Source organism: Neoroseomonas lacus (assembly GCF_014644535.1).
In the GTDB taxonomy this organism is placed as follows: domain Bacteria; phylum Pseudomonadota; class Alphaproteobacteria; order Acetobacterales; family Acetobacteraceae; genus Neoroseomonas; species Neoroseomonas lacus.
Window position 1 is genome coordinate 340,447 of sequence record NZ_BMKW01000003.1, and the last position, 25,487, is coordinate 365,933.

General features: G+C 69.3%; 27 protein-coding genes. 12 read left to right on the forward strand and 15 right to left on the reverse strand.

The annotated features are described in order from the left end of the window. Window positions 1–10: 10 nt before the first annotated feature. A complete protein-coding gene (locus IEY36_RS08085; protein WP_188966525.1) occupies window positions 11–982 on the reverse strand; it encodes a Bug family tripartite tricarboxylate transporter substrate binding protein in 972 nt (323 codons plus the stop codon). A gap of 128 nt (window positions 983–1,110) precedes the next feature. Here IEY36_RS08085 and IEY36_RS08090 point away from each other — a divergent pair, with 128 nt between their 5' ends. Then, a complete protein-coding gene (locus IEY36_RS08090) occupies window positions 1,111–1,488 on the forward strand; it encodes a nuclear transport factor 2 family protein (RefSeq protein WP_188966526.1) in 378 nt (125 codons plus the stop codon). An 11-nt stretch (window positions 1,489–1,499) separates the two neighbouring features. Here the strand turns inward: IEY36_RS08090 and IEY36_RS08095 are convergent, their stop codons facing one another. The 4 genes from IEY36_RS08095 to IEY36_RS08110 all read right to left on the reverse strand — a co-directional run bounded on the left by IEY36_RS08095 (window position 1,500) and on the right by IEY36_RS08110 (window position 4,775). Continuing rightward, entirely contained in the window at window positions 1,500–1,913 is a 414-nt protein-coding gene (locus IEY36_RS08095) for a nuclear transport factor 2 family protein (RefSeq protein ID WP_188966527.1), read from the reverse strand. Between the two features lie 79 nt (window positions 1,914–1,992). Next, window positions 1,993–2,979 (reverse strand): Bug family tripartite tricarboxylate transporter substrate binding protein, encoded by a 987-nt coding sequence (locus IEY36_RS08100; RefSeq protein WP_188966528.1) that lies wholly within the window; start codon window positions 2,977–2,979, stop codon window positions 1,993–1,995. 18 nt (window positions 2,980–2,997) lie between these two features. Then, a complete protein-coding gene (locus IEY36_RS08105) occupies window positions 2,998–3,897 on the reverse strand; it encodes a fumarylacetoacetate hydrolase family protein (protein WP_188966529.1) in 900 nt (299 codons plus the stop codon). Then, window positions 3,894–4,775, reverse strand: coding sequence for a TauD/TfdA dioxygenase family protein (locus IEY36_RS08110; protein ID WP_188966530.1), 882 nt, complete (start codon window positions 4,773–4,775; stop codon window positions 3,894–3,896). Before IEY36_RS08110 ends, IEY36_RS08105 begins: the two co-directional genes overlap by 4 nt. Window positions 4,776–4,881: 106 nt before the next feature. On the opposite strand from IEY36_RS08110, the gene IEY36_RS08115 reads away from it, so the two are divergent. Continuing rightward, a complete protein-coding gene (locus IEY36_RS08115; protein ID WP_188966531.1) occupies window positions 4,882–6,132 on the forward strand; it encodes an NAD(P)/FAD-dependent oxidoreductase in 1,251 nt (416 codons plus the stop codon). A 91-nt stretch (window positions 6,133–6,223) separates the two neighbouring features. Here the strand turns inward: IEY36_RS08115 and IEY36_RS08120 are convergent, their stop codons facing one another. The 3 genes from IEY36_RS08120 to IEY36_RS08130 form a co-directional block, all read right to left on the reverse strand. Continuing rightward, window positions 6,224–6,757 carry a hypothetical protein gene (locus IEY36_RS08120; protein ID WP_188966532.1) on the reverse strand — a complete coding sequence of 178 codons (534 nt, stop codon included), beginning with the start codon at window positions 6,755–6,757 and terminating at the stop codon, window positions 6,224–6,226. 128 nt (window positions 6,758–6,885) lie between these two features. Further along, complete coding sequence (locus tag IEY36_RS08125; RefSeq protein WP_188966533.1) at window positions 6,886–7,155, reverse strand: hypothetical protein; 270 nt, start codon at window positions 7,153–7,155, stop codon at window positions 6,886–6,888. Between the two features lie 46 nt (window positions 7,156–7,201). Beyond that, entirely contained in the window at window positions 7,202–8,353 is a 1,152-nt protein-coding gene (locus IEY36_RS08130; RefSeq protein ID WP_188966534.1) for an iron-containing alcohol dehydrogenase, read from the reverse strand. A 114-nt stretch (window positions 8,354–8,467) separates the two neighbouring features. Between IEY36_RS08130 and IEY36_RS08135 the strand changes: the two genes are divergently transcribed. Next, entirely contained in the window at window positions 8,468–9,124 is a 657-nt protein-coding gene (locus IEY36_RS08135) for a hypothetical protein (RefSeq protein WP_188966535.1), read from the forward strand. 37 nt (window positions 9,125–9,161) lie between these two features. Here the strand turns inward: IEY36_RS08135 and IEY36_RS08140 are convergent, their stop codons facing one another. Then, complete coding sequence (locus tag IEY36_RS08140; RefSeq protein WP_188966536.1) at window positions 9,162–10,274, reverse strand: LLM class flavin-dependent oxidoreductase; 1,113 nt, start codon at window positions 10,272–10,274, stop codon at window positions 9,162–9,164. Between the two features lie 291 nt (window positions 10,275–10,565). Here IEY36_RS08140 and IEY36_RS08145 point away from each other — a divergent pair, with 291 nt between their 5' ends. Beyond that, entirely contained in the window at window positions 10,566–11,015 is a 450-nt protein-coding gene (locus IEY36_RS08145; RefSeq protein WP_188966537.1) for a nuclear transport factor 2 family protein, read from the forward strand. 36 nt (window positions 11,016–11,051) lie between these two features. On the opposite strand, the gene IEY36_RS08150 is transcribed toward IEY36_RS08145, so the two are convergent. The 3 genes from IEY36_RS08150 to IEY36_RS08160 are packed head-to-tail and all read right to left on the reverse strand — an operon-like array spanning window position 11,052 to window position 14,339. Further along, complete coding sequence (locus tag IEY36_RS08150) at window positions 11,052–12,077, reverse strand: amino acid ABC transporter substrate-binding protein (RefSeq protein ID WP_188966538.1); 1,026 nt, start codon at window positions 12,075–12,077, stop codon at window positions 11,052–11,054. A 50-nt stretch (window positions 12,078–12,127) separates the two neighbouring features. After that, on the reverse strand, window positions 12,128–12,910 hold the full coding sequence (locus tag IEY36_RS08155; protein WP_188966539.1) for an enoyl-CoA hydratase: 783 nt from the start codon (window positions 12,908–12,910) through the stop codon (window positions 12,128–12,130). A gap of 19 nt (window positions 12,911–12,929) precedes the next feature. Then, window positions 12,930–14,339, reverse strand: a complete 1,410-nt coding sequence (locus IEY36_RS08160; protein WP_188966540.1) for an amidase — start codon at window positions 14,337–14,339, stop codon at window positions 12,930–12,932. Between the two features lie 110 nt (window positions 14,340–14,449). Between IEY36_RS08160 and IEY36_RS08165 the strand changes: the two genes are divergently transcribed. Together IEY36_RS08165 and IEY36_RS08170 are read left to right on the forward strand one after the other, a co-directional pair. Further along, window positions 14,450–15,199 carry an SDR family oxidoreductase gene (locus IEY36_RS08165; RefSeq protein WP_188966541.1) on the forward strand — a complete coding sequence of 250 codons (750 nt, stop codon included), beginning with the start codon at window positions 14,450–14,452 and terminating at the stop codon, window positions 15,197–15,199. Between the two features lie 122 nt (window positions 15,200–15,321). After that, complete coding sequence (locus IEY36_RS08170; RefSeq protein ID WP_188966542.1) at window positions 15,322–15,885, forward strand: DUF4329 domain-containing protein; 564 nt, start codon at window positions 15,322–15,324, stop codon at window positions 15,883–15,885. Between the two features lie 109 nt (window positions 15,886–15,994). Here IEY36_RS08170 and IEY36_RS08175 read toward each other — a convergent pair whose 3' ends face one another. Then, window positions 15,995–17,332 carry an aspartate aminotransferase family protein gene (locus tag IEY36_RS08175; RefSeq protein ID WP_188966543.1) on the reverse strand — a complete coding sequence of 446 codons (1,338 nt, stop codon included), beginning with the start codon at window positions 17,330–17,332 and terminating at the stop codon, window positions 15,995–15,997. A 204-nt stretch (window positions 17,333–17,536) separates the two neighbouring features. Beyond that, the gene (locus IEY36_RS08180) at window positions 17,537–18,790 is read right to left on the reverse strand and encodes an MFS transporter (RefSeq protein ID WP_188966544.1); all 1,254 of its coding nucleotides are present in this window, start codon (window positions 18,788–18,790) and stop codon (window positions 17,537–17,539) included. 163 nt (window positions 18,791–18,953) lie between these two features. On the opposite strand from IEY36_RS08180, the gene IEY36_RS08185 reads away from it, so the two are divergent. Genes IEY36_RS08185 through IEY36_RS08200 form a run of 4 tightly spaced genes read left to right on the forward strand, consistent with a single transcriptional unit; the run spans window position 18,954 to window position 21,895 of the window. Further along, complete coding sequence (locus IEY36_RS08185; RefSeq protein ID WP_188966545.1) at window positions 18,954–19,853, forward strand: LysR substrate-binding domain-containing protein; 900 nt, start codon at window positions 18,954–18,956, stop codon at window positions 19,851–19,853. After that, window positions 19,850–20,500 carry a glutathione S-transferase family protein gene (locus tag IEY36_RS08190; RefSeq protein WP_229681205.1) on the forward strand — a complete coding sequence of 217 codons (651 nt, stop codon included), beginning with the start codon at window positions 19,850–19,852 and terminating at the stop codon, window positions 20,498–20,500. The genes IEY36_RS08185 and IEY36_RS08190 overlap by 4 nt, the downstream gene beginning before the upstream one ends. Further along, window positions 20,497–21,618, forward strand: coding sequence for an NAD(P)/FAD-dependent oxidoreductase (locus IEY36_RS08195; RefSeq protein WP_188966546.1), 1,122 nt, complete (start codon window positions 20,497–20,499; stop codon window positions 21,616–21,618). The genes IEY36_RS08190 and IEY36_RS08195 overlap by 4 nt, the downstream gene beginning before the upstream one ends. Continuing rightward, complete coding sequence (locus tag IEY36_RS08200; RefSeq protein ID WP_188966547.1) at window positions 21,599–21,895, forward strand: (2Fe-2S)-binding protein; 297 nt, start codon at window positions 21,599–21,601, stop codon at window positions 21,893–21,895. Before IEY36_RS08195 ends, IEY36_RS08200 begins: the two co-directional genes overlap by 20 nt. A gap of 11 nt (window positions 21,896–21,906) precedes the next feature. Here IEY36_RS08200 and IEY36_RS08205 read toward each other — a convergent pair whose 3' ends face one another. After that, window positions 21,907–22,389, reverse strand: coding sequence for a hypothetical protein (locus IEY36_RS08205; protein ID WP_229681206.1), 483 nt, complete (start codon window positions 22,387–22,389; stop codon window positions 21,907–21,909). 80 nt (window positions 22,390–22,469) lie between these two features. Here IEY36_RS08205 and IEY36_RS08210 point away from each other — a divergent pair, with 80 nt between their 5' ends. Together IEY36_RS08210 and IEY36_RS08215 are read left to right on the forward strand one after the other, a co-directional pair. Beyond that, window positions 22,470–23,846 carry an FAD/NAD(P)-dependent oxidoreductase gene (locus IEY36_RS08210; RefSeq protein WP_188966548.1) on the forward strand — a complete coding sequence of 459 codons (1,377 nt, stop codon included), beginning with the start codon at window positions 22,470–22,472 and terminating at the stop codon, window positions 23,844–23,846. Window positions 23,847–23,904: 58 nt separating this feature from the next. Further along, the gene (locus tag IEY36_RS08215; protein WP_188966549.1) at window positions 23,905–25,455 is read left to right on the forward strand and encodes a L,D-transpeptidase family protein; all 1,551 of its coding nucleotides are present in this window, start codon (window positions 23,905–23,907) and stop codon (window positions 25,453–25,455) included. Window positions 25,456–25,487: the final 32 nt, after the last annotated feature.

Genomic DNA, 25,487 nt, shown 5'->3' on the forward strand with positions numbered 1-25,487 from the left:
GATGTGGCTCCTATTGCTGCGGGCGGATGTGGCCGGCCTGCGCGGCGGCGGCCCAGATGCGGTCGTCGCGCTGCATCGCTTCGAGCAGCGCGGGGGCGGGGCGGAAGTCACGCTCGACGCCGAGCGTCACGATGCGCTGCTGGAAGGCCGGGTCCTCGAAGGCGCGCTGAACCGTGCCGGCAATCGTCGCGGCGAGCGCGGGATCCATGCGCGGCGGCGCAAGCATCGCCACCCAGCCCGACAGGTCGAACTCGGTCACGCCCTGCTCGGCGGCGGTCGGCACATCGGGGAAGAAGGCCGAACGCTGCGCGGTCGAGACGGCGAGGATGCGCACGCGCCCGGTCTGCATGTGCGGCGCCGCGCTCACCGTGCTGGTCCAGCCGGTGGGGAGGTGCCCGGCGACGATATCGTTCATCAACTGACCGCCCGACCGATAGGCGACATCGGGTATCTCGACGCCCGCACGCCGCGCCAGCTCCTGCCCGACGAAGGAAGACAGCGCCTCGGTGCTGCCGGCGCCGACGCGGCCCGGATTGGCGCGGGCGTATTCGATCATGCCGCGCAGGCTGTCGAAAGGCTGGTTGGCACCGGCGGCCAGCACCATCGTGTTGCGCGACAGCATCGCGATCGGCGTGAAGTCGCGGATCGGGTCATAGGGCAGGGAGGGCAGGTGGTAGCGGTTCATCACATGGGTCGAGACCACCACCAGCAGCGTGTGCCCATCCGGTTCGGCATGCGCCACCACCTCCGACCCGATCACGCCGGCCGCCCCGGCACGGTTCTCGACGACGAAGGGCTGCGGCAGGGTCGGACGCAGCGCCTCGCCCAGCGCGCGGGTGAGGATGTCGGTGCCGCCGCTCGCGGCATAGGGGACGATCACGCGTACCGGGCGCGACGGCCAGGCAGCCGACTGCGCCAGCAGCGGTGCGGGCAGCGCCAGGCTTCCGGCGGCGAGCAGCAAGGTGCGGCGCGAGATCGTCATGGTGTTTCCTCCCTCGATTGTACAATGACATGCCTCGTCGGCGGCCCGCTGTAAACGGGGCGGTCGTCCCCTCTGTGACGGCGGCCTGATCCGGGCAATGATCGGCCGACACGAACCGGGAGGCACCCATGCCCGCCAGCGACATCGCCGCCATCGAAGCCGTGCTGCAGACCTATTTCGAGGGTCTCTATGAAGGCGACACGGACAAACTCGCATCCGCCTTCCACCCTTGTTCGCATCTCTATTGGGACAAGGACGGCGTGGTGCAGGACCTGCCGCGCGAGGAATGGTTCGCCATGGTGCGCAGCCGCCCCGGCGCGAAGGCCAATGGCCTCACCCGAGCCGACCGCATCCTGATGATCGACCAGTCCGGCCCGGAATGCGCTGTGGCCAAGGTCGCCTGCCAGCTGCCGCCGCGCTACTTCACCGACTACCTTGTCTTCCTCAAGACCGCCGAGGGCTGGAAGATCGTCAGCAAGGTCTATCGGTTCGATCTGCGCCCGTAAGGCGCCCTGCCTCAACGCCGAAGGTCGGCGGCCATCTGCGAGGCATCGTAGTATTCGCGGAAGTCGCAGACCTGCCCGTCGCGCAGTTGGATCACATCCACCTTCTCAATCTGTCGCTCCGCGCCGCTGTGATGGTATCGCGCCCGCAGCGTCGCGGTCACCGCGACCCAGTCACCATCGGCGATCACCTGGCCGATGCGGTAATCGATGATCTCGCATTCGCCGGCCAGCGCGGCGAAGTATTCCTGCACCGCCGCGCGGCCACGGCGCTGCCCGCACCATGGTGCCGCCGCCTCGTCGCCGCCCGATGCCCAACATATGTCATCGGTCAGGGCGTCCATCAGGAAGCCCATGTCGCCCCGCAGATAGGCCGCGTAGATCTCCCTGACGCGGCCGCGATTGCGCTCGGTCAGATCCTCCGCCATCGCGCCACGCCCCCTTCGTTCCGAAATCGGAAGGTCGCCTGTCGCGCTGGCAGGGATCAAGCGAATTCGTCGCCGGCGTTCAGTCCACCCGCGCGCCGGTCGCACGCACCACCGGCACCCATTTGTCGATCTCCGACGCGATGAAGGCGCGCGTCGCATCGGGCGTCATGCCCTCGGGGATGGTGTTCCCCAGCGCCACCAGCCGGTCGAGTACCTCGGGCGTCTTCAGCACCTCGGCGATCTGTTCATAGAGGAACTGGCGGATCACCATCGGCGTGCCGAGCGTGGTGGACCACGGCGTCCAGGTCGTCGCCTGGAAATCCGGCAGCCCGGCTTCGGCCGAGGTCGGCACATCGGGGATCATCGGCGAGCGTTCGGGCGTTGCGATCACCAGCCCGCGCACCTGGCCGGAGCGGATCGGCTCGGTGACGAAGGAGATGGTGTCCGCCTGGAAGGCGGTCCGCCCCGCCAGCAGGTCCTGGAAGGCGGCGGCCGAACCGCGATAGGGAACATGCTGCGCCTGCACGTTCATCAGGTGCAGCATCAGCGCCGCCGCGATATGCCCGGTGGTGCCGTTGCCGGAGGAGCCATAGTCGAAGCGCCCTGGATTCTCCGCCACCTGCGCGCGGAACTCCGCTAGGGTCCGCGCCGGGAAATTGTTGTTCACCACCAGCACGATCGCCGAATGGCTCGAGATAGTGATGTGATCGACCCCGGTCAGCGGATGCACCCGCAGGCGGCTGCCATAGAGCCCGACATTCAGCGTATGCGACCCAAGGGCGCCGACCAGCAGCGTATAGCCGTCGGGCGGCGTCTGCGCGACCGTCTCGAACGCCACGGTGCCGCCGCCGGATGGCCGGTTCTCCACCACGAATTGCTGGCCGAGCCGCTGCGACAGCCCTGTCGCCACCAGCCGCGCATTGATGTCGGCATTGCCGCCCGGCGCGAGCGCGACAACGATGCGCACCGGCCGGTTCGGATAATCGGTGCCCGGCGCACGCGGCTGCGCGAGCGCCGGCAGCGCGCCCAGCGCCAAGGCGGCGCTCAGAAGCATCCTGCGGATCATGGTCGTTTCCCCCTGTTGTTATGCGATGCTGTGTTCAAGGACGCCGACGCGTTCGACCTCCATCCGCAGCCGGTCGCCCGGCTTCAGGTAGCGCGGCGGGTCGCGGAAATGCCCGACGCCGGCCGGCGTGCCGGTGGCGATCACGTCGCCTGGCTCCAGCGCCATGTAGCGCGACAGGAAGGCAATCAGCGTGGCGACGGGAAAGATCAGGTCCCGGGTATTGCCATGCTGCACTTCCTCACCGTTCAGCCAGCACCGGATGTCGAGCGCCCAGGGCTCGCCCACCTCATCGGCCGTCGCCAGGCACGGCCCCATCGGGCAGAACCCGTCCATGCCCTTGGCGAAGGAGGTCATCGGCAGCGGCACGTCGAACTGGAATTCCCGCGCGCTGACATCGTCGAGCACGGTGTAGCCGGCAACGTAATCGAGGGCGACGCCTTCACTGACGTTGCTCGCCCGCTTGCCGATGACGACGGCGAGTTCCGCTTCCCAATCCGGCTTCGTCACCGTCGGCGGAATGCGCACCACCGCACCAGGGCCGACGACGGAGGAGGCGGGTTTCATGAAGATGCGCGGAATCTCCAGCTTCGGCCCGCCGACCTCCTTCGCATGGTCGCCATAGTTGCGCCCGACGCCGAGGATTTTCCCCGGCTTCAGCGGCGCGAGCAGCCGCACCGAGGCGACCGGCGCACGCAGCGCCGCACTCTCCGCCCGCGCGGCGAAGGCCAGCGCCCGTCCGGCCGAGACCATCGCCGCTTCATCGGCGATCAGCGCGACCATGTCATTCGAGATCACTGCCCCGGCGGTGTCGGCCTCGCCCGCCGCGCGCATCGCCGCCGACAGGGCAGGGCGCAACAGCACGACGTCATCGCCCACCAGCCCGCCCAGCATGGGCCCTTCGACCGTGACGAGCTTCATGCCGCCAGCGCCGCGTAATCGAGGTTCGCCATCACCTGCACGCGCAGGATGAAGCGCGGTTCATCCGGCCCGTAATCGGCAACCGCATTGTGCAGCGTGCCGATGTTGTCCCACATCAGAACGTCGCCTTCGTTCCACTCATGCTCGTGGAAGAACTTCTCCTGCGCCTGGTGGCGGAACAGATAGTCGAGCAGCGCGTCGCTCTCCGCGCGATCCATGCCCTCGACGAACATCGCATAGCCTGAATTGCAGTACAGCACGCGCTTGCCGGTTATCGGATGCACCCGCACCATCGGCTGCGAGACCGGCGGCTTCTTCGCGCGCTGTTCGGGCGTCAGCGGCCCGCGGATGGAACCGGGGCGGATGCGCATCATGTCCCAGAACTTCGCGAAGTCATGTATCGCGGTGCGGCCCTCGATCCGCTGCTTCACCTCCGCCGGCAACTCGTCATAGGCCGCATGCATGTTGCGGAACTGCGTGCAGCCGATCGCGCGCCCATCGCGCCGCGGCACGCGCTTGGCATGCAGCACGTTGGCCAGCGCGATCTCCTTCGAATAGGACATGTCGGTGTGCCAGCCCTGGCCGGCATCCGACAGGCCGATCGGCTTGCCCGCCTCGTCCTTCATGTTGGACAGGTGCATCACCTCGGGGTGGCCCTCGGCGTGGAACAGGTTGGCGACGTTGACCTCCAACTCGCCGAAGCGGGACCCGAAGGCGGACAGCGCCGCGGCATCGAGGTCCTGGCCCGGAAAGCACAGCACGCCATACTGGCCGAGCGCGCGCAGCACGGTCCTGAAATCATCCGGCGACAGGCTGCGGGAAAGGTCGATCCCCTCCACGCGCGCCCCAAGCCCGGCATTGTTCGGGGTGATCCGCATCGGAACGTTCCTCGTTTTGATTGGGCGAAAGCCTGCGACGGTACCGCCCGGCCGTCAACGAGGACCGGGCTTTCGCCACGGCGTGCGCCGGGGCAGCATGGCGACCATGAACACTGATTCTGAACAGCCACGCGTCGTCGTCATCGGCGGCGGCATCGTCGGTCTTTGCGTGGCCTGGCATCTCGCGAAGCGCGGAATGCGCCCGCTGGTGCTCGACGCCCGCCAGCCGCATGCCGCGTCATCGGGCAATGCCGGGGCGATCAGCCATGGCTCGGTCGCCCCGCTCGCCATGCCGGGCGTGCTGCGCCAGGTGCCGAAGATGATGATGGATCCGGCCGGCGCACTGCACATCCCGCTGCGCTACTGGCTGAAGGCGGCGCCCTGGCTGCTGCGCTTCGTCGCCTCGGCGCGCACCGCGCAGGTCGAGGCGGCGGCGAACGCGCTGGGCTCGCTGTTCTTCGGCACGCTCGACCGCCACAAGGAAATCCTGCTCGCCGAGGGCGCCACCGACCTCATCCGCGAAGCCGGCCAGATGTACCTCTATCGCGACGACGCGCAGATGGCGAAGGACGCTGCCTCGCTCGAGCTGCGCCGTCGCCACGGCCTGCGCATGGAAGTGCTCGACCGCGCCGCGCTCGCCGCTCTCGAACCCGCGGTCTCGCCCGCCTATACCCGCGCCATCTACCTGCCCGACCACGGCTCCTGCGTGAATCCCGCCCGCCTGACCGAGGTCGTCGCCTCCGGTATCCGCCGCCAGGGCGGCGAGGTCCGCGAGGCCGAGGTCCGCGCCATCCGCACCGAGGGTCGCCGCGTCGCCGCCGTGGTGACGGATGACGGCGACATCCCGGCCGACCAGGTGGTGCTCGCCGCCGGCGCTTGGTCGGCGCGGCTGCTGGCCCCGCTCGGCATCAAGGTGCCGCTCGAAACCCAGCGCGGCTACCACGTCATGCTGCCCGATGCCGGTGTCACGCCCGGCCGCGTGCTCTCGCCGGCCGACCGCAAGGTATTCATCTCGCCGATGGAGGAGGGCCTGCGCGTCGCCGGCTCGGTCGAGATCGCCGGCCTCGACGCCCCGCCCAACGAAGCCCGCGCGCAACTGCTGCTCGGTGACTTGCGCGCCGTCTTCCCCGATGCACGCACCGAAGGCGGCAAGACCTGGATGGGCCATCGCCCCTGCCTGCCCGACAGCGTGCCGGTGCTCGGCCCGTTGCGCGACTGGCAGGGCATCTGGTGCGCCTTCGGCCATGGCCATCTCGGCCTGACCGGCTCGGCGCCGACCGGGGCATTGCTCGGCGCGGCGATCGCCGGCGAACGGCCCAATTTCGACTTCGCGCCGTTCCGCGCGGAACGCTTCTAATGTGGGATGGTTGCTGCCGCGAACGCCGCGGCCTGAATCACGCGCAATCGGCGGGAGCCTGGCGCGCGAACGACGGTGACCGCACCACGCTCTACAGCGCGAAGACCACCGCGCCCGTGAAGCGCAGCACCGGCGGGTCGGCATCGTCTGTCACCGGATAATAGGCTGGGATGCCCGTCGTCTCCTGCGAACCGTTCATCGGGTCCAGGATCGTCCATTCATCCGCCCGCGCATCGGCATAGCCGACGACGACGAAATGCCCGACCACCGTGGCATCCACCTCCCATTCGGCAAAGGCCAGCGCAGGCTTGCCGAAATGCACGCGCCGATGAAGCGCGCTGCGCAGGTCGCCCGTGCTGGCGAAGGTCTCCACCTGGTTCGGCACCGCCATGCTGCGCAACACGCCCGAGAGGTTGTTGATCTCCGCCCCGGTCGAATGGTTCCACGGCTTCGGATAGGCCTGCGACAGCGCGATCACCCCACCCTCATCGGCGATCGGGTCGGCGTGATAGACATTCGCCCACATGATCAGGCAGCAGGCCGGCCCGCAGGTCACCTGCGTCTTCTGCCGATAGGTCTTGTAGGTGCGATTGTGCTTGTCGGTGAAGCTGGTCATCGCGGTCATCGGCGCTGCCTTTTCGGGTCGGCCATGCTCGGCCGATCCGACTCTGCATCAAACGCCGCGCTCCCGCTGTGAAGCAGATCGCAGTGCCGCGCGGCTCCGTCAGCCACGCCATGCTCGCAGGCGCCGCGTCAGCCGCGCGGCATCTGCCAGGCCACCAGCATCGCAATGGCCGCCGGCACCGCGAAATTCACCAGCAGGATGGGCAACTCCTGCATCACCGTGTAGCCGGCCCGCGCCACGCCCACCCACATGTTCACGAGCGCCACCAGCAGCCATGCCGCCACGAAAGCCTGCGCGCCGGTCGCCGAGCCCGTGAACCCATGCCCCCACAGCCAACCGAACAGCACGAACACGCCGAGCAGTAGCACGCCACCCAGCATCACCAGGACCATATGCATCGCGCGCCATCTCCGTCATGTCGTCCGCGACGATAGCGGCATCGCGTCACAGCGCGAGCGCCAGAATCGCCTCCAGATCGGCCGCAGTGCGGATCGGCCGCGGATTGGTCGCGATCGGCGCATCCCCGGTCCACCGCGCGGCGAGCCCCGGGATTTCCGCGGCCGTGATGCCCCGCTCCGACAACCGCGTCGGCAGGCCGAGGCCGCGCACGAAGGCCTCGATCGCCGCCCCCGCTTCCTCGCCGCCGAACAGATGCGCGAGGTCGCGCTGGCGATGCTCATTCACCGGTGCGTTCCATCGCATCACCGCATGCAGCATCAGGCATGACGTGATGCCGTGCGGCACGCCGCGCGCCGCCCCCAGGATGTAGCCGAGCCCATGGCTCGCCCCCACCGGCACGCCGGCCCAGCCGCCCATCACCGACAGCCACATCGCCTCCTGGCACAGCGTGCGCGCGGCGAGGTCCTCCGGGTGCCGCTTCACCCGCGGCAGCCCCTCGGCCAGCATCACCATGGCCTGGCGCGACACCGCATCCGAGAAGGCCCGCGGCTGCGTCGAACACCAGCGTTCCGCCGCATGGTCGAGCGCCCGGATGCCTGACGACAACAGCAACTCCGCCGGCGTCTCCAGCGTCGCCGCCGGATCGAGGATCACGGCCCGCGGCACCATCCACGGGTCGAGCGCGCGATACTTCCGCCCCGCCGCGATATCCGTGTAGCCCGCATTGGGCGCGAATTCGGCCGCCGAGAGCGTGGTCGGCACCGCGACGATGCGCGGGCTGGGCGCCGCCCCATCCCAGAACGCCGGCGCCGCCCCACGCGACGCCGCCGCGCCGATCAGCGAACCCGCCTCGGTGATGCCGCGCCAGACCGCCAGGCACGCCACCTTCGACCCATCGATCACCGACCCACCGCCAAGCGCGACGATGAGGTCGGCTTCCTGCTCGCGCATCAGCGCCGCCAGCGCGAGCACGTCCTCGACCGGGCTATGCGCGCGCATGGCGGCGAAGACGCCAACCAGCCGTTCGCCGATCGCCGCCTTAGCCGAAGCGACCAGCGCGCCATGGGCGAGCGAGCGTGTCGTGACCAGCACGATGCGCGCGGCATCGGCGGTCTCGCGCGGCAGCGCCTCGGCCAGGGCGGCGCCGTGATAGACGCGGCCCTGGGCGGGCCATTGGTGCAGGCTCGCTCCGCTCATCCGATCCTCCTCCTCCCGCGACTGTGTCCGGCGCCGCGCTTGCGCCATCACCGATGCGGGTGCTTCATTTCGCGCCGGGATTCATCGCCTGAGAAGCGATGCAAGGAGCAGATCATGCAACCCGACGCCGGCTTCGGCCATGGCATCAATCAGGATTTCTGGCTCGGCGGTGTTATCGACCGCCTGCTCCAGGGCGGCATCTGCATGGCGCTCGTCTTCGAATGGGCCAAGGGCTACGTGTCGGGCAACGACCCGGCGCATCTGCTCGGCCCGCTCTTCGACCAGAGCGGGCCCGGATGGCAGCGCGTCCTCTCATTCCAGCGCGCCTATGACTACACCTGGTTCGATGTCGGCCGGCACCAGACCTATCCGGCCTTCCACCAGACCATCGCCGACGCCTCCGCCCGCTTCATCCCGCAGGCCGGGCGGCGCGAAGGCATGACGGTCACCCGCGTGCTCGACACGCCCTCGGCGCTGATGTGCCGCCAGCGGCTGCAATCCATGGCGGCCGGCGATGTCGTGATGCTGGCGATCGACGGAGACGGCAATGCCGGCGAGGCGCACGGCATCTGGGGCCATGTCGTCGGCGTTTCCTACTGCAATGGCTACAGCGGGCTGCGGCCACGCTATTTCGACCCGAACACCGGCTTCTTCACCATCGACGATGCCGGGCTGATCGGCGGCGAGGTGATCGACACCCTCGACCAAGTCTACCACGCCGGCGCCGGCCTCAATATCCGCGGCTACACCCTCTACGAATGCACCCGCTGACGGTGGCGGGGCGCGCCGCACGCGCCCCGCCCGCCGCCTATTGCGCGGCCGCCAGCGAGGCCTGCCGCGGCGGCACCAGATGCTTCACCCGCGGCAGCACTTCCGACTGCAACAGGCCGAGCGACGTCTTCCACGCCTCCGGGTTCTCGACATAGTCGAAGCCGAACACCAGCAATTGCCCGAAGCCGCCGACGTCCTCGTAGATGCGCTCGATCTTCTCGGCGACGGTCTTCGGGCTGCCGATGATCCAGTTGTGCTTGGCGCAGTATTCGACCGTGACGTCTGAATCCGGCACGTCCGGTTCATGCTTCAGGTAGTCCTTGAAGCCGAACTGCGCGAGCAGCTGGAGGAAGTACTCCCGCATCATCCGCCCCATATGCGACCCGACGGAGAGGCGCCAAGCTTCCTCATCCGTCTCGGCGACGAAAATCTCGCGTACTAGGCGCCAATCTCCGCGCCAGGGGATGCGGCCGGATTTGCGCGCGCCGGTTTCCACGCTGTCCCAATGGCTCTTCACATAGGCCGGATTGAGGTTGAGCGACATCGGCAGGTAGCCGCGTTCGCCCGCCAGCTTCAACGTGTCCGAATTCTTCGACAGGCCCGCGACGCCGATCGGCGGATGCGGCGCCTGCAACGGCTTGATGTGCGGCTTCAGGAACCCGAACATCGTGTCCGGCTTGTCGACCTTCCAATACTTGCCCTCATGGTGCCAAGGCCCGTCCTCGGTCCACATCTTCAGGATGATATCGAGGGCCTCGCGCGTCATGTCGCGGTTCTGCCCCGACATGCCATCGACGTTGAACATCGCCCAATCCGACGGCAGCCCCGACGCCGCGATGCCGAAATTCAACCGCCCTTCCGACAGGTGGTCCAACATCGCCACGCGGTTCGCGAGCTCCGCCGGGTGGTGATAGGGCAGCAGGAACCCGCCCGGCCCGATGCGCAGATTCTTGGTCTGCAACAGCGCCTGCGCGATCAGCAGGTCGGGCGAGGGATGCGGCTCCCACGGCGCGGTATGGTGCTCACCGATCCAGGCTTCCGAGTAGCCCATCTCATCGAGCCACCGCAGGACCTGCAGATCCCAGTCATGGCCCGCCTTCAGGCCACGCTCGGGCGGGTGGGATGGCATGGTGAAATAGCCGAATTCCATCGGTCGCTTCCTCCTGCATACCGGTCTGTGCCGGCTGGCGCGAAGGATCGACCTGCTCGCGAAGCCGCGCAACCGAAAAGAGAAGCGCGGCCAATCACTACTCGTGGACCGTGGCTGTGGCCGTCGCTGGAGCGGCTTCCGTTCGCTTCGGGTCACGGAGGCCTCTCTGAGACGACTGTTTTGGCGAGCATCTCCACCCGATCAGTTGATTTCACCTGATCGGGATCTGCCCTAGGCTGCCCCCGCGCGTCAGAACGCAATGCCAGAACCCAAAAGAAGTTGGAGGAAACCATGCCATCAGGACATCGTCGTGACGTGCTCGCCGGCGCGGCCGCGCTGACTGGCTTCGCCCTCGTCTCGGGCGAGGCGTCGGCCCAGGATCAGGCCGCCGTCGCCAGCGCGGTTGAGGCGCTGACCAAGGCCATGTTGGATGTGGATCGCGAGAAGCTTCTTGCTCTGACCGCCGAGCAACTCAGCTACGGCCACTCCGCCGGCCGCATCGAGAACCGTCAGCAATTCGTGGACAACCTACTCTCCCGCGCCAGCGCCTTCCGCAAGATCGAGCTGAGCGACCAGACCATCGGCATGGTCGGCACTACCGCCATCGTGCGCCACCTGTTCGTGGGCGAGACGGTGAACCCGCAGGGCCAGGTCAGTCCGGTGCGGATCGGCGTGTTGCAGGTGTGGCAGAAGCCGGGTGCCACCTGGGCGCTGCTGGCCCGCCAGGCCTACCGCCTGTGAAGGGGTGGGGCGGGCAGCGCGCCCGCCCCCTCCGGTTCAGCGCATCGGCCAGGAATACATCAGCCCGCCATCGGTCCACAGCCGGTTCAGCCCACGCTCCAGCCCGATCGGCGTGTTCGGCCCGATGGTGCGGTCGAACAGCTCGCCATAGTTCCCCACCGCGCGGATCGCGTTGTAGGCCCAGTTCGTATCGAGCTTCAGCGCATTGCCCAGCAGCGGATCCACGCCCAGCAGGCGCCGGATTTCCGGATTGGTGCTGGTGCGGCGCATCTCCTCGGCATTCTGGCTGGTCACGCCAAGTTCCTCGGCATTGATCAGTGCCGAGATCGTCCAGCGGATCACGTCGAACCATTCCTGGTCGTCGCGCCGCACGACCGGCCCATAGGGCTCCTTCGAGAAACGCTGCGGCAGGATCACGAAATCATCCGGCCGGGAGAACTGGCTGCGCAGGGCGGCAAGCTGCGTCGCATCCGTGCCGATCGCGTCGCAGCGGCCGGCCTGGAGCGAGAGCGCATTGTCCTGCATGCGTTCCTGCAGCACCGGGGTGAACTGGATGTTGTTCGAGCGGAACCAGTCGGTCGTCACCAGCTCATTCGTCGTGCCGGGGGACAGGCAGATGGTCATGCCGTCCATTTCCTTCGGGTCGCGGATATTCGCATCCCGCCGCACCATGAAGCCGTGGCCGTCATACAGGTTGGCGATGGTCAGCCGCAGCCCGAGCGTCGTGTCGCGCGTCATCGACAGCGTGGTCTGGCGGATCAGCACGTCGATCTCGCCCGATTGCAGCGCGGTGAAGCGCTGCACCGCGGTCAGCGGCACGAAGCGCACCTTGTTCGGGTCGCCCAGCACGGCGGCCGCGACGGCGCGGCACAGATCGGCATCCATGCCGCGCCAGACGCCCTGGCTGTCCGGCAGGGAGAAGCCGGCCACGCCGACATTGACGCCGCAGGCCAGGATGCCGCGGCTCTTGATGCCATCGAGTGTCGTACCGGCCATGGCCGGCGCGCCGGCGCCGATCGCGATCGCGGCAGCAAGGCCGGCGATCCATCGTGTGACTTTCATTCTGCGTTCCTCCTTTGCAGCCTGACTTGGCCGCCATGATGCCGTCGTGCTTACTCCGCCGCGAGGAATCGCGTGAAGTCCGGCTTGCGTTTCTCCTGGAAGGCGGCCACCGCCTCGGCCGCTTCCGGCCCGCGCAGCAACGCGCCGAAGCGGGCGAATTCCTCCGTCATATGCGCCGAAAGCTGCGCCTCGCCCGCCTGGCGCAACAGGCGCTTGGTCGTCGCCATCGCCCCCGGCGGCTTGGCGGCGAGCTTGCGCGCGACCGCCTCGGCGGTGGCCAGCAACTCGCCATTCGGCACCACCGCATTGACGATGCCCGCGCGAAGCGCCGTCGCCGGCGTGAAGGCCTCGGCCATCATCAGCAACTCATTGGCCAGCAGCTGCCCGCCCCGCTGCGGGATCAGCAGTGACGACCCACCTTCCGGGCACAGGCCGAGATCGACGAAGGGCATGCGGAACACCGCATTCTCCGCCGCATAGACGAAGTCGCAATGCAGCAGCAGCGTGGTGCCGATGCCCACCGCATACCCGGCCACCGCCGCGACCACCGGCTTGGGGCATTCGCGCAGCGCCGCGAGGAAACCGCGCGCAGGCGAAGGAACCTCGGCAGGCTGCCCGCCGCGCGACTTGAAATCCCCGACATCATTGCCCGAGGTGAAACAGGCATCGCCGCCGGTGATCAGCACCGCGCGCACGGCCGGTGTCAGCGTCGCGTCCTGCAGCGCCGCGCCCATCGCGTCATACATCGCCCCGGTCAGCGCATTCTTCTTCTCGGGCCGGTTGATGCGGATGGTGCGCAGCCCGGCATCGTCGGTGACGACAATCTCGCTCATGGTTTCCTCCGTCAGGTCTTCACAGCATGATCGGCGGAACGGCGTCGGCGATCCAGCGCGCAATCGCGGTAGCCCGTTCATCCTGATGAGGCTGGGTGGTGATGGCGATGCCGAGCGGCATGCCGCCCACCGCCATGCGCGGCACCGTCACCACCGGGCAGCCCAGGCCGGAACTCGCCGTGTTCATGATGGGATTGCCCGTGGTGTGCAGGATGCGGTTGGTCGACCCGCCGGTATCCCCCGGCAAGGGCGCCGGCCCGCAGGCGGGGAGCCCGATGAAGCCATCGACCTCGCCGGCCAGCGCGGCCTGTGCGCGCCGCATCTCCTCGCGCTGCAACAGCCGCATCCGATACTGCGGCAGCGTGACCGAACAGCCGAGTTCGAACCGCGCCTTCAAACTCTCCGACAGCGCATCGGGGTTCTTCGCCATCATGTTCGCCACCGACCAGGCGCTCTCATAGGCGCAGACATCCGTCGCCAGCCCCATTGCCCCCATTACCCGCTGCTCCAGCGCCTCTAGCAGCGGATGGTCACCGCGCCGGATGATCGCGACACCCTGTTCGCGCAACGCCTCCAGCGCCTTCTCGAAGGCCGCCACCGCGCCAGGCTCGGCCAGCGGCCACCCCTCCGTCTCCAACACCGCGAGCCGCCGCGGCTTGAAGGCCGGCGGAGGCGTCTCCCCCGTAAAATACAGCCCCGGCGCGCCTGGATCGCCACCGACCCGCTTGGCGATCTCCACCGCCACCGCCCACATATCCTCCGCGCAACCGGCATGGATGCCGACGGTGGACTGGCTGAATCCCTGCCGCTCGCCCCGGTTCAGCGCGCCCTGGGTCGGCTTCAGCGCCCAATTCGCATTGAACGAGGCCGGCCGGATCACGCTGCCCAACACCTGCGTGCCGATCGCCACCGGCAGCATTCGCGCGCTGATCACCGCCCCCGAGCCGGAGGACGACCCACCCGGCGTGCGCCGCAGGTCGAACGGATGGCGCGTCGGTCCCGGATGCGACATGCCGAGTTCCGTCGTCACCGTCTTGCCGACAATCACCGCCCCCGCCGCGCGCAGCGCCTGCACCAACGCGGAATCCCGCCCCGGCCGGTTCCCCTTGTAGAAGGCGCTGCCCATCTCGGTCGGCATGTCGCGCGTCTCGATCAGGTCCTTGATGCCGACAGGCATCCCATCGATCGGCGAAAGCGGCACGCCGACCCGGTGGCGCGCGGTGGATGCATCGGCCGCCTCCCGCGCGCCCGCCTCGTTCAAGTGCGCGAAGGCCATCACCTGCGGCTCGACGTCCGCGATCGTCGCGAGGCAGCGTTCGAGATAGGCGCGCGGCGTATCGTCACCGGTGAGGAAGGCCGGCACCGCATCATGGAAGGTCAGCGGGCGGAAGCTCTCGGGCGAATAGGATTGCGGGGCGGGCAGGGCCATGCGGTGTCTCCTCGACTGCGGCGATGCTCGCCCGCGTGCGACGCATGGGCAAGGCTGACAGCCGCACCCGCTTCCGCAACAATGCCCGCAAGCAAACACCGGAGGATCCCATGGCTCGACCCGTGATGATGGTGACAGGCGGCACGCGCGGCATCGGCGCGGCCACCGCATTGATGGCCGCGCAACGCGGCTACGACCTGCTGCTGACCTACCGCTCCGCCACCGACCGCGCCGAGGCCACCGCCCGCGCCTGCGAGGCCGCCGGCGCCCGCGTCATCCTGCTGCAGGGCGACGCGGGGGAGGAGAGCGACATCCTCGCCGCCTTCAACCGTGCCGACGAGGTGTTCGGCCATCTCGACGTGCTGGTGAACAATGCCGGCATCACCGGCCCGAAGCGCCTGCTTGCCGAAACGACGCTGGAAGACTGGTCCTCGGTCTTCACCCCCAACGTCATCGGCCTCGCCCTGCATTGCCGCGAGGCGGTGCGGCGCATGTCGACGAAGCGTGGCGGCAAGGGCGGCATCATCGTCAACGTCTCCTCCCGCGCCTCGGAGATCGGCTCGGGCGGCGAATGGATCCACTACGCCGCCAGCAAGGGCGCGGTGGATACGCTGACCATCGGCCTGGCGCGTGAGGTGGCCGCCGAAGGCGTCCGCGTCAACGCCGTCAATCCCGGCCTGATCGAGACCGAGATCCACGCCGCCTCCGGCCAGCCTGACCGTCTGGCCCGGCTGTCGCCAGGGGTGCCGCTCGGCCGCGCCGGCCGGGCGGAGGAGGTCGCTGAAGCGATTCATTTCCTCGCCTCCGCGGCCTCGTCATACATCACCGGAGCGTGCCTGCCGGTGGGCGGCGGGCGCTAGACCGGCTTCTGTTCGCCCCAGGCTCACGGAATCCGGTCCAGGTTAGTGTTTCAGCGAGCATCGTCACCCGGTCAGGTGATTCCGCCTGACCGGGAGATGCTCCAACCGGGCGAGGTCCTGCCGTGTCCGATGCCGATGCCGAATTCCACCAGCCGAAGGCGACCACCAAGGAGGGTGCGCGCGTCGAAGCGGCGGCGATCTTCCTGCTGCGGCACATCATCGCCTGGTCGGTGAAGGAGCAGAAGGAATATGGCGGCGTCATCTACCTCGACACCGCCTCGGGCGAGATCCGCGCCAACGGCCCACTCAGCGCCACCACATCGGCGAACACCGTCTATGTCGGGCAGAATGAGGTCAATCTCGGCCTGCCCGCGACGCAGAGGCCGCTCGCCTGGTACCACACCCATCCGCTCACCGAGATGAACGGCTGGCACTTCGAATGGGACAAGTTCGAAGGTGGCGACTACCGCCTCTCAACCACGCGCCGCATCCCCGGCTATGTCTGCACGATGGATGGTTGGATCTGGCGCTTCGACCCGTCGCCCGAACCACAGGCCGACCCCGAGACCGGGCACATCGACGATGACGGTCCGGGCAGTTGGGGCAAGATCCTCAACGTGCCAAGGGCGCCCGTCGATTCCGCGCACGCCCGCGAATACAAGCAGCCCGCCGGACTGCACTGGTAAGGCTGGTCCCGCCCGAGCGGCATCGCCCAGGCGGTTGACGACGCCTGCGCGGACGAGATCCCGGAGCGGCCTGCGCGAGCACAGTCGAACGCCAACCGCTCGGGTCGTCTCAGGCCGGGCTCAGCACCGGCTTGCGCGCCGCGCAGAATTCCTCGACCGCCGCGACGAAGCGCGCGCAATCCGCATCGGTGACCGGCAGCATCAGCGCCACCATGCCACGTCGCGCGAGGTACATCCCGGCCGCGAGCATGTCGAAGAAGAACAGCTCGCGCATCTGCTCCTCCGCCGCGCTCGACTTGTAGGGCGCGGTGATCGGGCCGGGCCGGAAATGCGGGTTCATCATCGAGCCGATGCCGGTGAAATGCATCGTCACACCATGCTTCGCGCAGACCGCGTTGCACGCCTCGCGCAGCGCCTCGCCACGGGCGAACAGCGCCTCAGCGGCCGCCTCGTCGAAGATCTCGCCCATCGCGACGCAACCCGCGGCCATCGACAGCACATTGTTGTTGAAGGTGCCGGCATGTGGCATCGCGCCCGGCTTGTGCCCGTCGAACACCGCCATCACCTCGCGCCGCCCGCCAAAGGCGCCGAAGGACATGCCACCCGCCATGTACTTCCCGAAGGTCGTCATGTCCGGCGTGATGCCCAGCCGCTGCTGCAAGCCGCCGAAGCCGTGCCGGCTGGTCATCACCTCGTCGAAGATCAGCAGCGCGCCGGTCTCCTTCGTCACGTCCCGCAACGCCTGCAGGAATTCGCGCGTCGCCGGGATGCAGCCGCCCGACCCTTGCATCGGCTCGACGATGACGGCGGCGAGCTTGTCGCCCGCCTCGCGCACCGCCGCGACCGCACCGGCCACGTCATTGTAATCGGCGAAACGCAGCGGGATCGGCAAATTCACCGGCGAGATCGGCACGCCGACCGGGAAGGTGAAAACACCCCCATGATACCCACCACGAAAGGCGAGCACCTCGGTCCGCCCGGTGAAGCCGCGCGCCCCGGCCAGCGCCATGATGTTCGCCTCGGTGCCCGAATTGGTGAAGCGTAGCTGGTCCACCGAGGGAAACCGCGCACACAGCAGGGCGGCGAATTTGCCCTCATTCTCGCCCACCGCGGCGAGGTTCACGCCACGGTCCATGGCCGCCTTCACCGCATCGAGGATGCGCGTCTCGGAATGGCCGAACAGCCCGGCGGTGTATTCGCCGCACAAATCGAGATAGTCGCGTCCATCGGCATCCCACACGCGGGCACCCTCGCCACGCACCATGGCGGTGGGGAAGGGGGTGTAGAACAGCACGGTGCGGGTATTGCCGCCGGGCATCACCTCGCGCGCCTTGGCGTGGATCGCGGCGCTGGTCGGGCGGGCGGTGGCATAGGCTTCGCGCGCCTCGATCAACGCGGCTTCCAGGTCGCTGTTGCGCGGGTCACGCGGGGCGTCGAGCGGGCTCATGGGGATCTCCGGCAGGCGAGGCGGCGAGGCTCGCGCCGGCGGGCGATCAGGTCAACCTTCGTCCCGGCCCTGATGCACTCGGCGCGACGTCTCGCATCCGGCCGGGATCACCGGGTGAGCCCAGACCGTCGTCAGCCCGCGCCGCAACGATGCGCGGCACCTCGGTAAGGTTCACGGATGGGCGCGCGGGCATCCGAGGCAGGCTCACCCCACCGGCTGCGCCAGCGGCTTCAGCCGCGACAGCCGCAGCCCGAGCGCCAGCGCCGCCACCATGCAGGTGGCGATCAGCCCGACCACCCCCGCCCAGCCCCAGCCGCTCAGCACCCAGCCACCGACCGTCCCGAGCACGCCCGACCCACCATAGCAGGCGAACAGATACAGCGAGGCCGCCTGCGCCTTGGCCTGCAGCGCCCGCCGCCCGACCCAGGCATTAGCGATCGCGTGCGCCCCGAAGAAGCCGAGCGTCAGCAACGCCAACCCCGCCACCGCCCCAAACACGGAAGGCAGCAGCGACAGCCCCAGCCCGACCAGGATCACCACGATGTTCATCCAGAAGATGCGCGCCCGCCCGAGCCGGTCCGCCAGCGAGCCAATGCTGGCCGAAGCGACGATGCCCACCAGGTAGACCGAGTAGACCATCCCCGCGAGGCCCGGCGACAGGCCTATCTCCGGCGACATCAGCCGGTAGCCGATGTAATTGTACATGGTCACGAAGCCACCCATCATCAGCACGCCGGCGATGAACAGCATGCGCAGCCCCGGCTCGCGCAGATGCGTCACGAAGCCCTGCACCAGACTGCCGAGCCGCAGCTCGCGCGGCTTGAAATGCCGCGACTGCCGCAGCGCCATCACGAACACCACGGCCGTCAGCAACCCCAGCAGCCCCATCCCGGCCAGCGCCACATGCCAGGAGACGAATTCCGTCAGCACCCCGGCGCCGACCCGCCCAGCCATCCCGCCCAGCGCATTGCCGCTGATGTACAGCCCCGTCGCCAGCCCGATCGAGCGCGGATGCACCTCCTCCGCCAGATAGGCGATCGCCGCCGCCGGCAGCCCGGCCAGCGCCAGCCCCTGCAAGGTCCGCAGCAGCAGGAACACCTCCCAGTTCGGCGCCAGCGCCGAGACGAAGGTCAGGCCGGCCGAGGCGAAGACCGACCCCACCATCAACGGCTTGCGCCCGAAGCTCTCCGACAGCGCGGAGGCGACCAGCGTGCCGAAGGCCAGCGCGATCGAAGGCAGCGAGATCGCCAGGCTCGCCTGCGCTGCGCTGATGCCGAAATCGCGCGAGAACACCGGCAGCATCGGCTGCACGCAATACAATAGGGTGAAGGTGGCGATGCCGGCGCAAAACAGCGCGATGCTGATGCGCAGGAAATCCGGTGTGCCGCGCTCGATATACGGTGTCGCCGCGCCGGCAGGCGCGGGCAGGGTGACGGAACCGATGACGCTGCTGCTCATGGCACGACTGATCCTCAAATAGGCTGGACGCCGTTTCCCTGGGCAGTCTTGGCGGCCGCATCGACCGCATGCCGCAATTTAGGGCAGTAATAATGACCGAGTCATTCATGTTGCAGCGCAAAATAATTCGGCCAAACCGAATGATCGCGCTACACTCCCGCCCATGGAGCTCCGCCTTCTCCGCGCCTTCGTCGCCGTCGCCGAAACCCTGCATTTCGCCCGCGCCGCCGAATCCCTCGGCCTCTCGCCACCCTCCCTGACCGAACAGGTCCAGGAACTCGAACGCCGCCTCGGCGCGCGGCTGTTCATCCGCTCCAAACGCTCGGTGGCGCTCAGCGACGCCGGCAAGCTCTTCCTCGACGAATTGCGCCCCGCCCTCGCGCAACTCGACCGCGCCGAACAGGTCGCCCGCCTGGCCGGTCGCGGCGCCCGCGGCATCATCGAAATCGGCTTCGGCGGCTCGGCCGCGCTGTCGGGTGTGCTCGCCCAGGCCGTCGCCGCCTGGCGCCGCGAACACCCCGAGGTCGAACTCCACCTCCACGAAATGGAATCCGCCCCGCAGATCGAGGCCCTCGCCGAAGGCCGCCTCGACATCGCCTTCGTCCGCGCCCCGGTCACCACCCCGCCCGGCATCGTCACCGCCCGGCTGCGGCGTGAGCCCATCTTCATCGCCCTGCCGCCCGACCACCCGCTGATCGCGGAAGAGACCATCTCCGCCGCCGCGCTGGCCGGCGAACCCTTCATCATCCCCGACCTCGAAGCCGGCATGAGCTTCCACCACCACACGTTGGCGGTCGCCCAACGCGGCGGCTTCGCCCCGCGCCTCGCCCATCGCGGCCGGGACCTCATCGCGGTGGCGACGCTGGTCGCCCTCGGCCTCGGCGTTGCGGTGGTGCCCGAGAGCCTCTGCCGTACCCTGGCCTTGCCCGGCGTCACCTACCGCCCGCTGCGTGGCGCGCCGATCCTCGCCGACATCGTCGCCGCCTTCCGCCGCGGCGAGGCCGCCCCCGCGACGCGCGAACTGATCCGCCGCATCCGCCAATTCGCCGGCGAGGAGGGATGACGCCACCGCCGAACCGGCGCTACCGTCGCGCCATGGCAACCGTCTATGGCATGAGGCCCTCCGGCAATTGCTGGAAGGTGACGCAGATCCTGCGCCTCACCGGGCAACCCTTCCGCTGGGTCGAGGTCGACACCAATGGCGGCGAGACCCGCACGCCTGGCTTCCTGCGCCGCAACCCCTTCGGCAAGGTGCCGGTGCTGGAACTCGACGACGGCACGGTGCTGGTCGAATCCAACGCCATCCTCGCCCATGTCGCCGAGGGCACCCCCTGGCTGCCGCCACCGGGCCTGCCACGCACCCGCGTCATGGAATGGCTGTTCTTCGAACAATACAGCCACGAGCCCTACATCGCCGTCGCCCGCAACATCCGCACCTATCTCGGCACCGCCGCGGCCAATGCCGAACGCCTCGCGAATTGCGACGCGGCTGGCGCGAAGGCGCTCGACGCCATGGAACATCGCCTCGCCTCGCATGACTGGCTGACCGATGCCGGCCCGACCATCGCCGACCTCGCCCTCTTCGCCTACACCCATGTCGCCGACGAAGGCGGCTTCGACCTCGCCCGCTGGCCCGGCGTCGCCGCCTGGGTGGCACGCGTCGCGGCACTGCCCGGCATCGTCACCCTGCCACGGCGCGCCGCCGCATGACCGCGCGGGCCAGCGACGCCATCGTCATCGGCGGCGGCCTGGTGGGTGCCGCCATCGCCCATGGCCTGCGCGACCAGGGGCTCGACACTGTCCTGCTCGATGAAGGCGACATCGCCTTCCGCGCCTCGCGCGGCAATTTCGGCCTGGTCTGGGTGCAGTCGAAAGGCCTCGGCGCCCCCTGGTACCAGCAATGGACGCGCAACTCCGCCGCCGCCTGGCCCGACCTCGCGCAGGACCTGACCGCCCGCACCGGCCTCAACCTTTCGCTGCTACAACCTGGCGGCATCGGCCTCTGCCTCACCGAGGCCGAGTTCGAAGACCGCAGCCGCCGCATGGAACAGATGCGCGCCGAGGCCGGCAATTTCGGCTTCGACTACCGCATGATCCGCTCCCATGAACTGCGCGACATGCTGCCCGGCCTCGGCCCCACCGTCGTCGGCGGTTCCTTCACGCCCTATGACGGCCATGTCAGCCCGCTGGCCCTGCTGCAATCGCTGCACCGCGTCTTCACCGAGGCCGGTGGCGCCTACATCCCCAACGCCAAGGTTACGTCAGGGACGGCCGCGCCGAACGACTTCCGCGTCGAGACCGCCGCGGGCACCTTCACCGCGCCACGCATCGTGCTCGCCGCCGGCCTCGGCAACGCCGAGCTCGCGCCCCTGTTTGGCCTGAACGCGCCGGTCCGTCCGCAAAAGGGCCAGGTGCTGGTGACCGAACGCGCGCGCACCATCCTGCCGATGCCCACCACCAGCATCCGCCAGACCGGCGAAGGCAGCATTATGCTCGGCGAGAGCCAGGAGGAAGCCGGCTTCGACCTCAGCCAGCAACCGCCGGTCATGGCCACCATCGCCGAACGCGCCGTGCGCAGCTTCCCCTGGATCGCCGAGCTCAACATCGTGCGCGCCTGGTCCGCCTTGCGCGTCATGGCCCCCGATGGCCTGCCCATCTACGACCAGTCCGACCGCTTCCCCGGCGCCTTCACCGCCAATTGCCATTCCGGCGTGACGCTGGCCGGCGCCCATGCCCGCATGCTGGCGCCGATGATCGCCGCCGGCGCGCTCGACCCTCTCCTCGCTCCCTTCTCAGCAAAGCGCTTCGATGTTCAGAACGCGGCCTGACGCTCGCCCCGCCACCGTCGAGGTGCTCGTCGAAGGTACCCCCGTCATGGTGCCGGAAGGCGCCTCGGCCGCCGCCGCCATGCTGGTCGCTGGCCACATCGCCTTCCGCGAAACGGCGGTCACCGGCAGTGCCCGCGGCCCGCTCTGCCTGATGGGCGTCTGCTTCGACTGCCTCGCCGAGATCGACGGCATCGCCAACCGGCAGGCCTGCATGGTCACCGCGACCCCCGGCATGCGCATCGACCGCCAGCACGGCGCGCGGTCGGCACGGCCATGACGCCGCCGGATTCAGCCCATCGGGCGGAACCGCCGGCTCGCGAGGATCGCGGCCAGGATGAACACCACCAGCAGCAGCCCCTGTGCGATGGCGAAGGGCGGCTCGCTCTGCGTCGGCGCCAGCGCGTTCGCGGCCGGCACCTTCTGGAAGGTCTGCACCACCGCGATGAAGGCATCGAGATAGGTCGCCAGCACCACGCCCAGCACATAGGCCAGCCGCCACCCGCCATCGAAGCCGAAGCCATAGCGGGCAGCCATCGCGATCCCGAGCGCCAGCAGCGACACCACGCCGAAGATGTGCGACGGCAGCAGGCCCGCGACCGGAAACAGGAAGCCGGTGAGGCTGGTGATGACAGCCGTGCCCAGGAACAGCGCCGCCAGGTTGGGCAGGTCCCGTCCGTTCAGCATCCCCAGCACCACCACGACGCCCGCGACGAGGGCGACAAGGCTGACGTCGGTATGGAAACCAACCAGGGTCGTGACATCGAAGATCATGGGAGGGTGCGTTCCGAATTCGTGACGATACCCTGCCTGGCCGCCCAGCCTGTTGCAACGCAACAAATCGTCGCCCGCGCATGACCATCGACCTCGCCATCATCGGCGCGGGCCCCGCCGGCATGGCCGCCGCCATCGAGGCCCGCGCCCTGGGCCTCTCCGTTCTCGTCGCCGACGAGAGCGCCGCCCCCGGCGGCCAGGTCTTCCGCGCCGCCGAGGCCGCCGCGCGCGACCCCGCCATCGCCCCCGATATCGGCCCCGGCCTGCCGCTGATCGAGGCCTTCCGCGCCAGCGGCGCCACGTACCGGCCTGCTACTACGCTGTGGCACCTCGACCCGGCCGAGGGCGCGCTCAGCCTCGCCGCCGCCGGCCAGGCGGAGACCATCATCGCGCGCCGCATCATCCTCGCCACCGGTGCGCTGGAACGCCCGGTGCCAATCCCCGGCTGGACGCTGCCCGGCGTGATGGGCGCCGGCGCCGCGCAGATCCTGCTGAAGACCGCCGGCGTCGTGCCATCGAGGAAAACGGTGCTGGCCGGGCAGGGGCCGCTGGTTTGGCTGCTGGCGGTGCAGCTCGCCCGCGCCGGCGCCCCGCCGCTGGTGCTGGAGACGCGGCGCGGCGGCATCGCCGCCGCCCTCGCCAAGGCCGGCACCGGCCTCTGGGCCGGCCGGCGCATGCTGGCCAAGGGCCTTGCCCTGATCGCCGAGGCGCGCCGTGCCGGCGTGCGCGTCGTCACCGGCGTGCGCAACCTCCGCGCCGAGGGGACCGACCGCATCGAGCGCGTCACCTGGGACGGCGGCATCACCCCCTGCGACACGCTGCTGCTGCATGAGGGCGTGATCCCCGCCACCCAGGTCTCCCGCGCCATCGGCCTCGACCATGCCTGGGATGCCGCCCAGCACTGCTGGCGCCCGGTGGTCGATGCCGTCGGTGCCACATCGCTCGACCGCATCGCCGTGGCCGGCGATGGCGCCGGCATCGGCGGCTGGGAGGCCGCGACCGCCGCCGGCCGTCTGGCCGGGCTCGATGCCGCCCGCCGCCTCGGCGCGCTGGGCGAGGACGCCTTCGCCGCCCGCGCCGCCGCCCCCCTCGCGGCGCGCGCCGCCGCGCTGGAGCTGCGCCCCTTCCTCGATGCCCTGTACAGCCCCGCGCCCGCGCTGCTGGCCCCCGCCGACGCCACCATCGCCTGCCGTTGCGAGGAAGTGACCGCCGGCGCCGTGCGCGCCGCCGCCCGGCTGGGCGCGACCGGCCCGAACCAGCTCAAGGCCTATCTGCGCTGCGGCATGGGGCCGTGCCAGGGCCGGCTCTGTGCGCCCACCGTCGCCGCGCTGATCGCCGAGGTCCACCACCTGCCGCCCGAGGCGGTGCCGCCGCTGCGCCCGCGCGCGCCTTACAAGCCGATCAGCGTCGGGATGCTGGCCGCGACTGCGGAATCATTGCAACAGGGAGTAGAATAACGTGCCGGAACCGCGTCGTTTTGTTGGCTTTTACCGCTCGGGAGGCTACGCGTTTCGGATGCGCGCTCTTTTTGTCCTGCCGCTGCTTGCAGCGTCCGCCTTCGCCCTGCCGACCGCCCCGGCCTGGGCCCTCGGTGTCGATTCCGCCCCCATCACCGCCGAGAACGCCTCCCAGGCCGCCATCGAGCGGCTGGCCGGCAGGCTCGCAAGGCTGGAGGAGGACGGGCTCGACCCCAGCCACTATGGCGTGCCGGCGGCCGACCTCGCCGCCAGTGACCCCGGGCGCTTCCGCGCCGAGACGGTGCGCGCGGCGCAACTCGCCCTGTCCGACCTGCTGCTCGGCCGCGTCAACGGCCTGCGCGGCCGGGTCGACCTGCGGCGGGACATCGCCTCGGTGCCGGTCGCGGCCTGGATGGCCGAACTCGCCGCCGCCGCCGAACCCGTCCAGGTGATCGACCGCGCCGCCGACCTGCCGCCCGACGCCCGCGCCATCAAGGCGCTGCTCGCCCAGTACCGCGCCGGCGCCGCCGCCGGCGGCTGGCCGCGCATCACCGGCGACCTGCGACGCACCCTCGAACCCGGCGACGTCGATGCCGCGCGCGTCCCCCAGCTGCGCGCGCGCCTCGCCTCGTCCGATGCGGCGCTGGCCGGCACCGACCTGTCGAACCCCTCCTATGACCTGCCACTGCAGGAGGCGGTGCGACGCTTCCAGGCCGCCGAGGGGCTCGAGGCCGATGCGCGCGTCGGCGCCATCACCTGGACGACGCTGAACCAGCCGATCGAGACAAAGGTCACCCAGCTCCGCGTCGCCCTTGACATGCGCCGCGCCCAGCCGGCGCCCTCCGCCGAGCGCCGCATCGAGGTCAACATCCCGCAATTCCGCCTGCAACTGGTGGAAGGCAACCGTGCGCTGCTGGACATGGCGGTGATCGTCGGCCGGCGCGACCGCCAGACACCGATGCTCAACGTCCGCATGACCTCGGTGCAGTTCAACCCGCAATGGGGCGTGCCGGAACGCAACGCGCGCGAGGACCTGCTGCCGCGTTTCCAGCGCAACCCTGCCGCCATGCAGGCCGGCGGCTTCCGCCTGTATCAGCGCATCGACGGCGAAACGGTCGAGGTCGATCCGACCACGGTCGATTTCAGCGCCTACAACCGCAACAACTTTCCCTACTACATCCGGCAGGATGCGGGGGACCGCAACGCGCTCGGCCACATCAAGTTCGTGATGCCGAACAACGACGCGATCTACATGCACGACACGCCGGACCGCCACCTGTTCACCCGCGGGCAGCGCGCCTTCTCCTCCGGCTGCATCCGGCTCGAACGACCGATGGAGTTGCTTTCCGCGGCGCTGTCGGGCACCTCCTGGGACAGGGCGCAGGTTGACCGCGTCCTGGCCAGCCGTGCCACCCGCAGCGCGCCGCTCGCGCGCTCGATCCCGGTCCGGCTCCACTACACCACCGTTATCGTGGATGGAGGCAGAGTGATCATGCGCCCAGATATCTATGGCCTCGATGCCGACTACGCCCGTGCGCTGGACCGCGCGACCAGCCAACGCGTCGCTTCCGCGGAAGGGGGGGCGACACGCAGGGCAGGGGCGCGCTGACCATGGCGCGGCTGTTCCACCGACTCGACTGC

What these genes read in the sequence shown, in the direction of transcription:
- IEY36_RS08140 (WP_188966536.1), bottom strand. Translation starts at nt 10,274, where the DNA reads ATGGAATTCGGCTATTTCACCATGCCATCCCACCCGCCCGAGCGTGGC.
- IEY36_RS08120 (WP_188966532.1), bottom strand. Translation starts at nt 6,757, where the DNA reads ATGACCGCGATGACCAGCTTCACCGACAAGCACAATCGCACCTACAAG.
- IEY36_RS08110 (WP_188966530.1), bottom strand. Translation starts at nt 4,775, where the DNA reads ATGCGGATCACCCCGAACAATGCCGGGCTTGGGGCGCGCGTGGAGGGG.
- IEY36_RS08105 (WP_188966529.1), bottom strand. Translation starts at nt 3,897, where the DNA reads ATGAAGCTCGTCACGGTCGAAGGGCCCATGCTGGGCGGGCTGGTGGGC.
- IEY36_RS08200 (WP_188966547.1), top strand. Translation starts at nt 21,599, where the DNA reads ATGTTCAGAACGCGGCCTGACGCTCGCCCCGCCACCGTCGAGGTGCTC.
- IEY36_RS08145 (WP_188966537.1), top strand. Translation starts at nt 10,566, where the DNA reads ATGCCATCAGGACATCGTCGTGACGTGCTCGCCGGCGCGGCCGCGCTG.
- IEY36_RS08160 (WP_188966540.1), bottom strand. Translation starts at nt 14,339, where the DNA reads ATGGCCCTGCCCGCCCCGCAATCCTATTCGCCCGAGAGCTTCCGCCCG.
- IEY36_RS08205 (WP_229681206.1), bottom strand. Translation starts at nt 22,389, where the DNA reads ATGATCTTCGATGTCACGACCCTGGTTGGTTTCCATACCGACGTCAGC.
- IEY36_RS08100 (WP_188966528.1), bottom strand. Translation starts at nt 2,979, where the DNA reads ATGATCCGCAGGATGCTTCTGAGCGCCGCCTTGGCGCTGGGCGCGCTG.
- IEY36_RS08085 (WP_188966525.1), bottom strand. Translation starts at nt 982, where the DNA reads ATGACGATCTCGCGCCGCACCTTGCTGCTCGCCGCCGGAAGCCTGGCG.
- IEY36_RS08130 (WP_188966534.1), bottom strand. Translation starts at nt 8,353, where the DNA reads ATGAGCGGAGCGAGCCTGCACCAATGGCCCGCCCAGGGCCGCGTCTAT.
- IEY36_RS08150 (WP_188966538.1), bottom strand. Translation starts at nt 12,077, where the DNA reads ATGAAAGTCACACGATGGATCGCCGGCCTTGCTGCCGCGATCGCGATC.
- IEY36_RS08190 (WP_229681205.1), top strand. Translation starts at nt 19,850, where the DNA reads ATGACGCCACCGCCGAACCGGCGCTACCGTCGCGCCATGGCAACCGTC.
- IEY36_RS08155 (WP_188966539.1), bottom strand. Translation starts at nt 12,910, where the DNA reads ATGAGCGAGATTGTCGTCACCGACGATGCCGGGCTGCGCACCATCCGC.
- IEY36_RS08115 (WP_188966531.1), top strand. Translation starts at nt 4,882, where the DNA reads ATGAACACTGATTCTGAACAGCCACGCGTCGTCGTCATCGGCGGCGGC.
- IEY36_RS08135 (WP_188966535.1), top strand. Translation starts at nt 8,468, where the DNA reads ATGCAACCCGACGCCGGCTTCGGCCATGGCATCAATCAGGATTTCTGG.
- IEY36_RS08175 (WP_188966543.1), bottom strand. Translation starts at nt 17,332, where the DNA reads ATGAGCCCGCTCGACGCCCCGCGTGACCCGCGCAACAGCGACCTGGAA.
- IEY36_RS08165 (WP_188966541.1), top strand. Translation starts at nt 14,450, where the DNA reads ATGGCTCGACCCGTGATGATGGTGACAGGCGGCACGCGCGGCATCGGC.
- IEY36_RS08210 (WP_188966548.1), top strand. Translation starts at nt 22,470, where the DNA reads ATGACCATCGACCTCGCCATCATCGGCGCGGGCCCCGCCGGCATGGCC.
- IEY36_RS08185 (WP_188966545.1), top strand. Translation starts at nt 18,954, where the DNA reads ATGGAGCTCCGCCTTCTCCGCGCCTTCGTCGCCGTCGCCGAAACCCTG.
- IEY36_RS08195 (WP_188966546.1), top strand. Translation starts at nt 20,497, where the DNA reads ATGACCGCGCGGGCCAGCGACGCCATCGTCATCGGCGGCGGCCTGGTG.
- IEY36_RS08125 (WP_188966533.1), bottom strand. Translation starts at nt 7,155, where the DNA reads ATGCATATGGTCCTGGTGATGCTGGGTGGCGTGCTACTGCTCGGCGTG.
- IEY36_RS08090 (WP_188966526.1), top strand. Translation starts at nt 1,111, where the DNA reads ATGCCCGCCAGCGACATCGCCGCCATCGAAGCCGTGCTGCAGACCTAT.
- IEY36_RS08215 (WP_188966549.1), top strand. Translation starts at nt 23,905, where the DNA reads ATGCGCGCTCTTTTTGTCCTGCCGCTGCTTGCAGCGTCCGCCTTCGCC.
- IEY36_RS08180 (WP_188966544.1), bottom strand. Translation starts at nt 18,790, where the DNA reads ATGAGCAGCAGCGTCATCGGTTCCGTCACCCTGCCCGCGCCTGCCGGC.
- IEY36_RS08095 (WP_188966527.1), bottom strand. Translation starts at nt 1,913, where the DNA reads ATGGCGGAGGATCTGACCGAGCGCAATCGCGGCCGCGTCAGGGAGATC.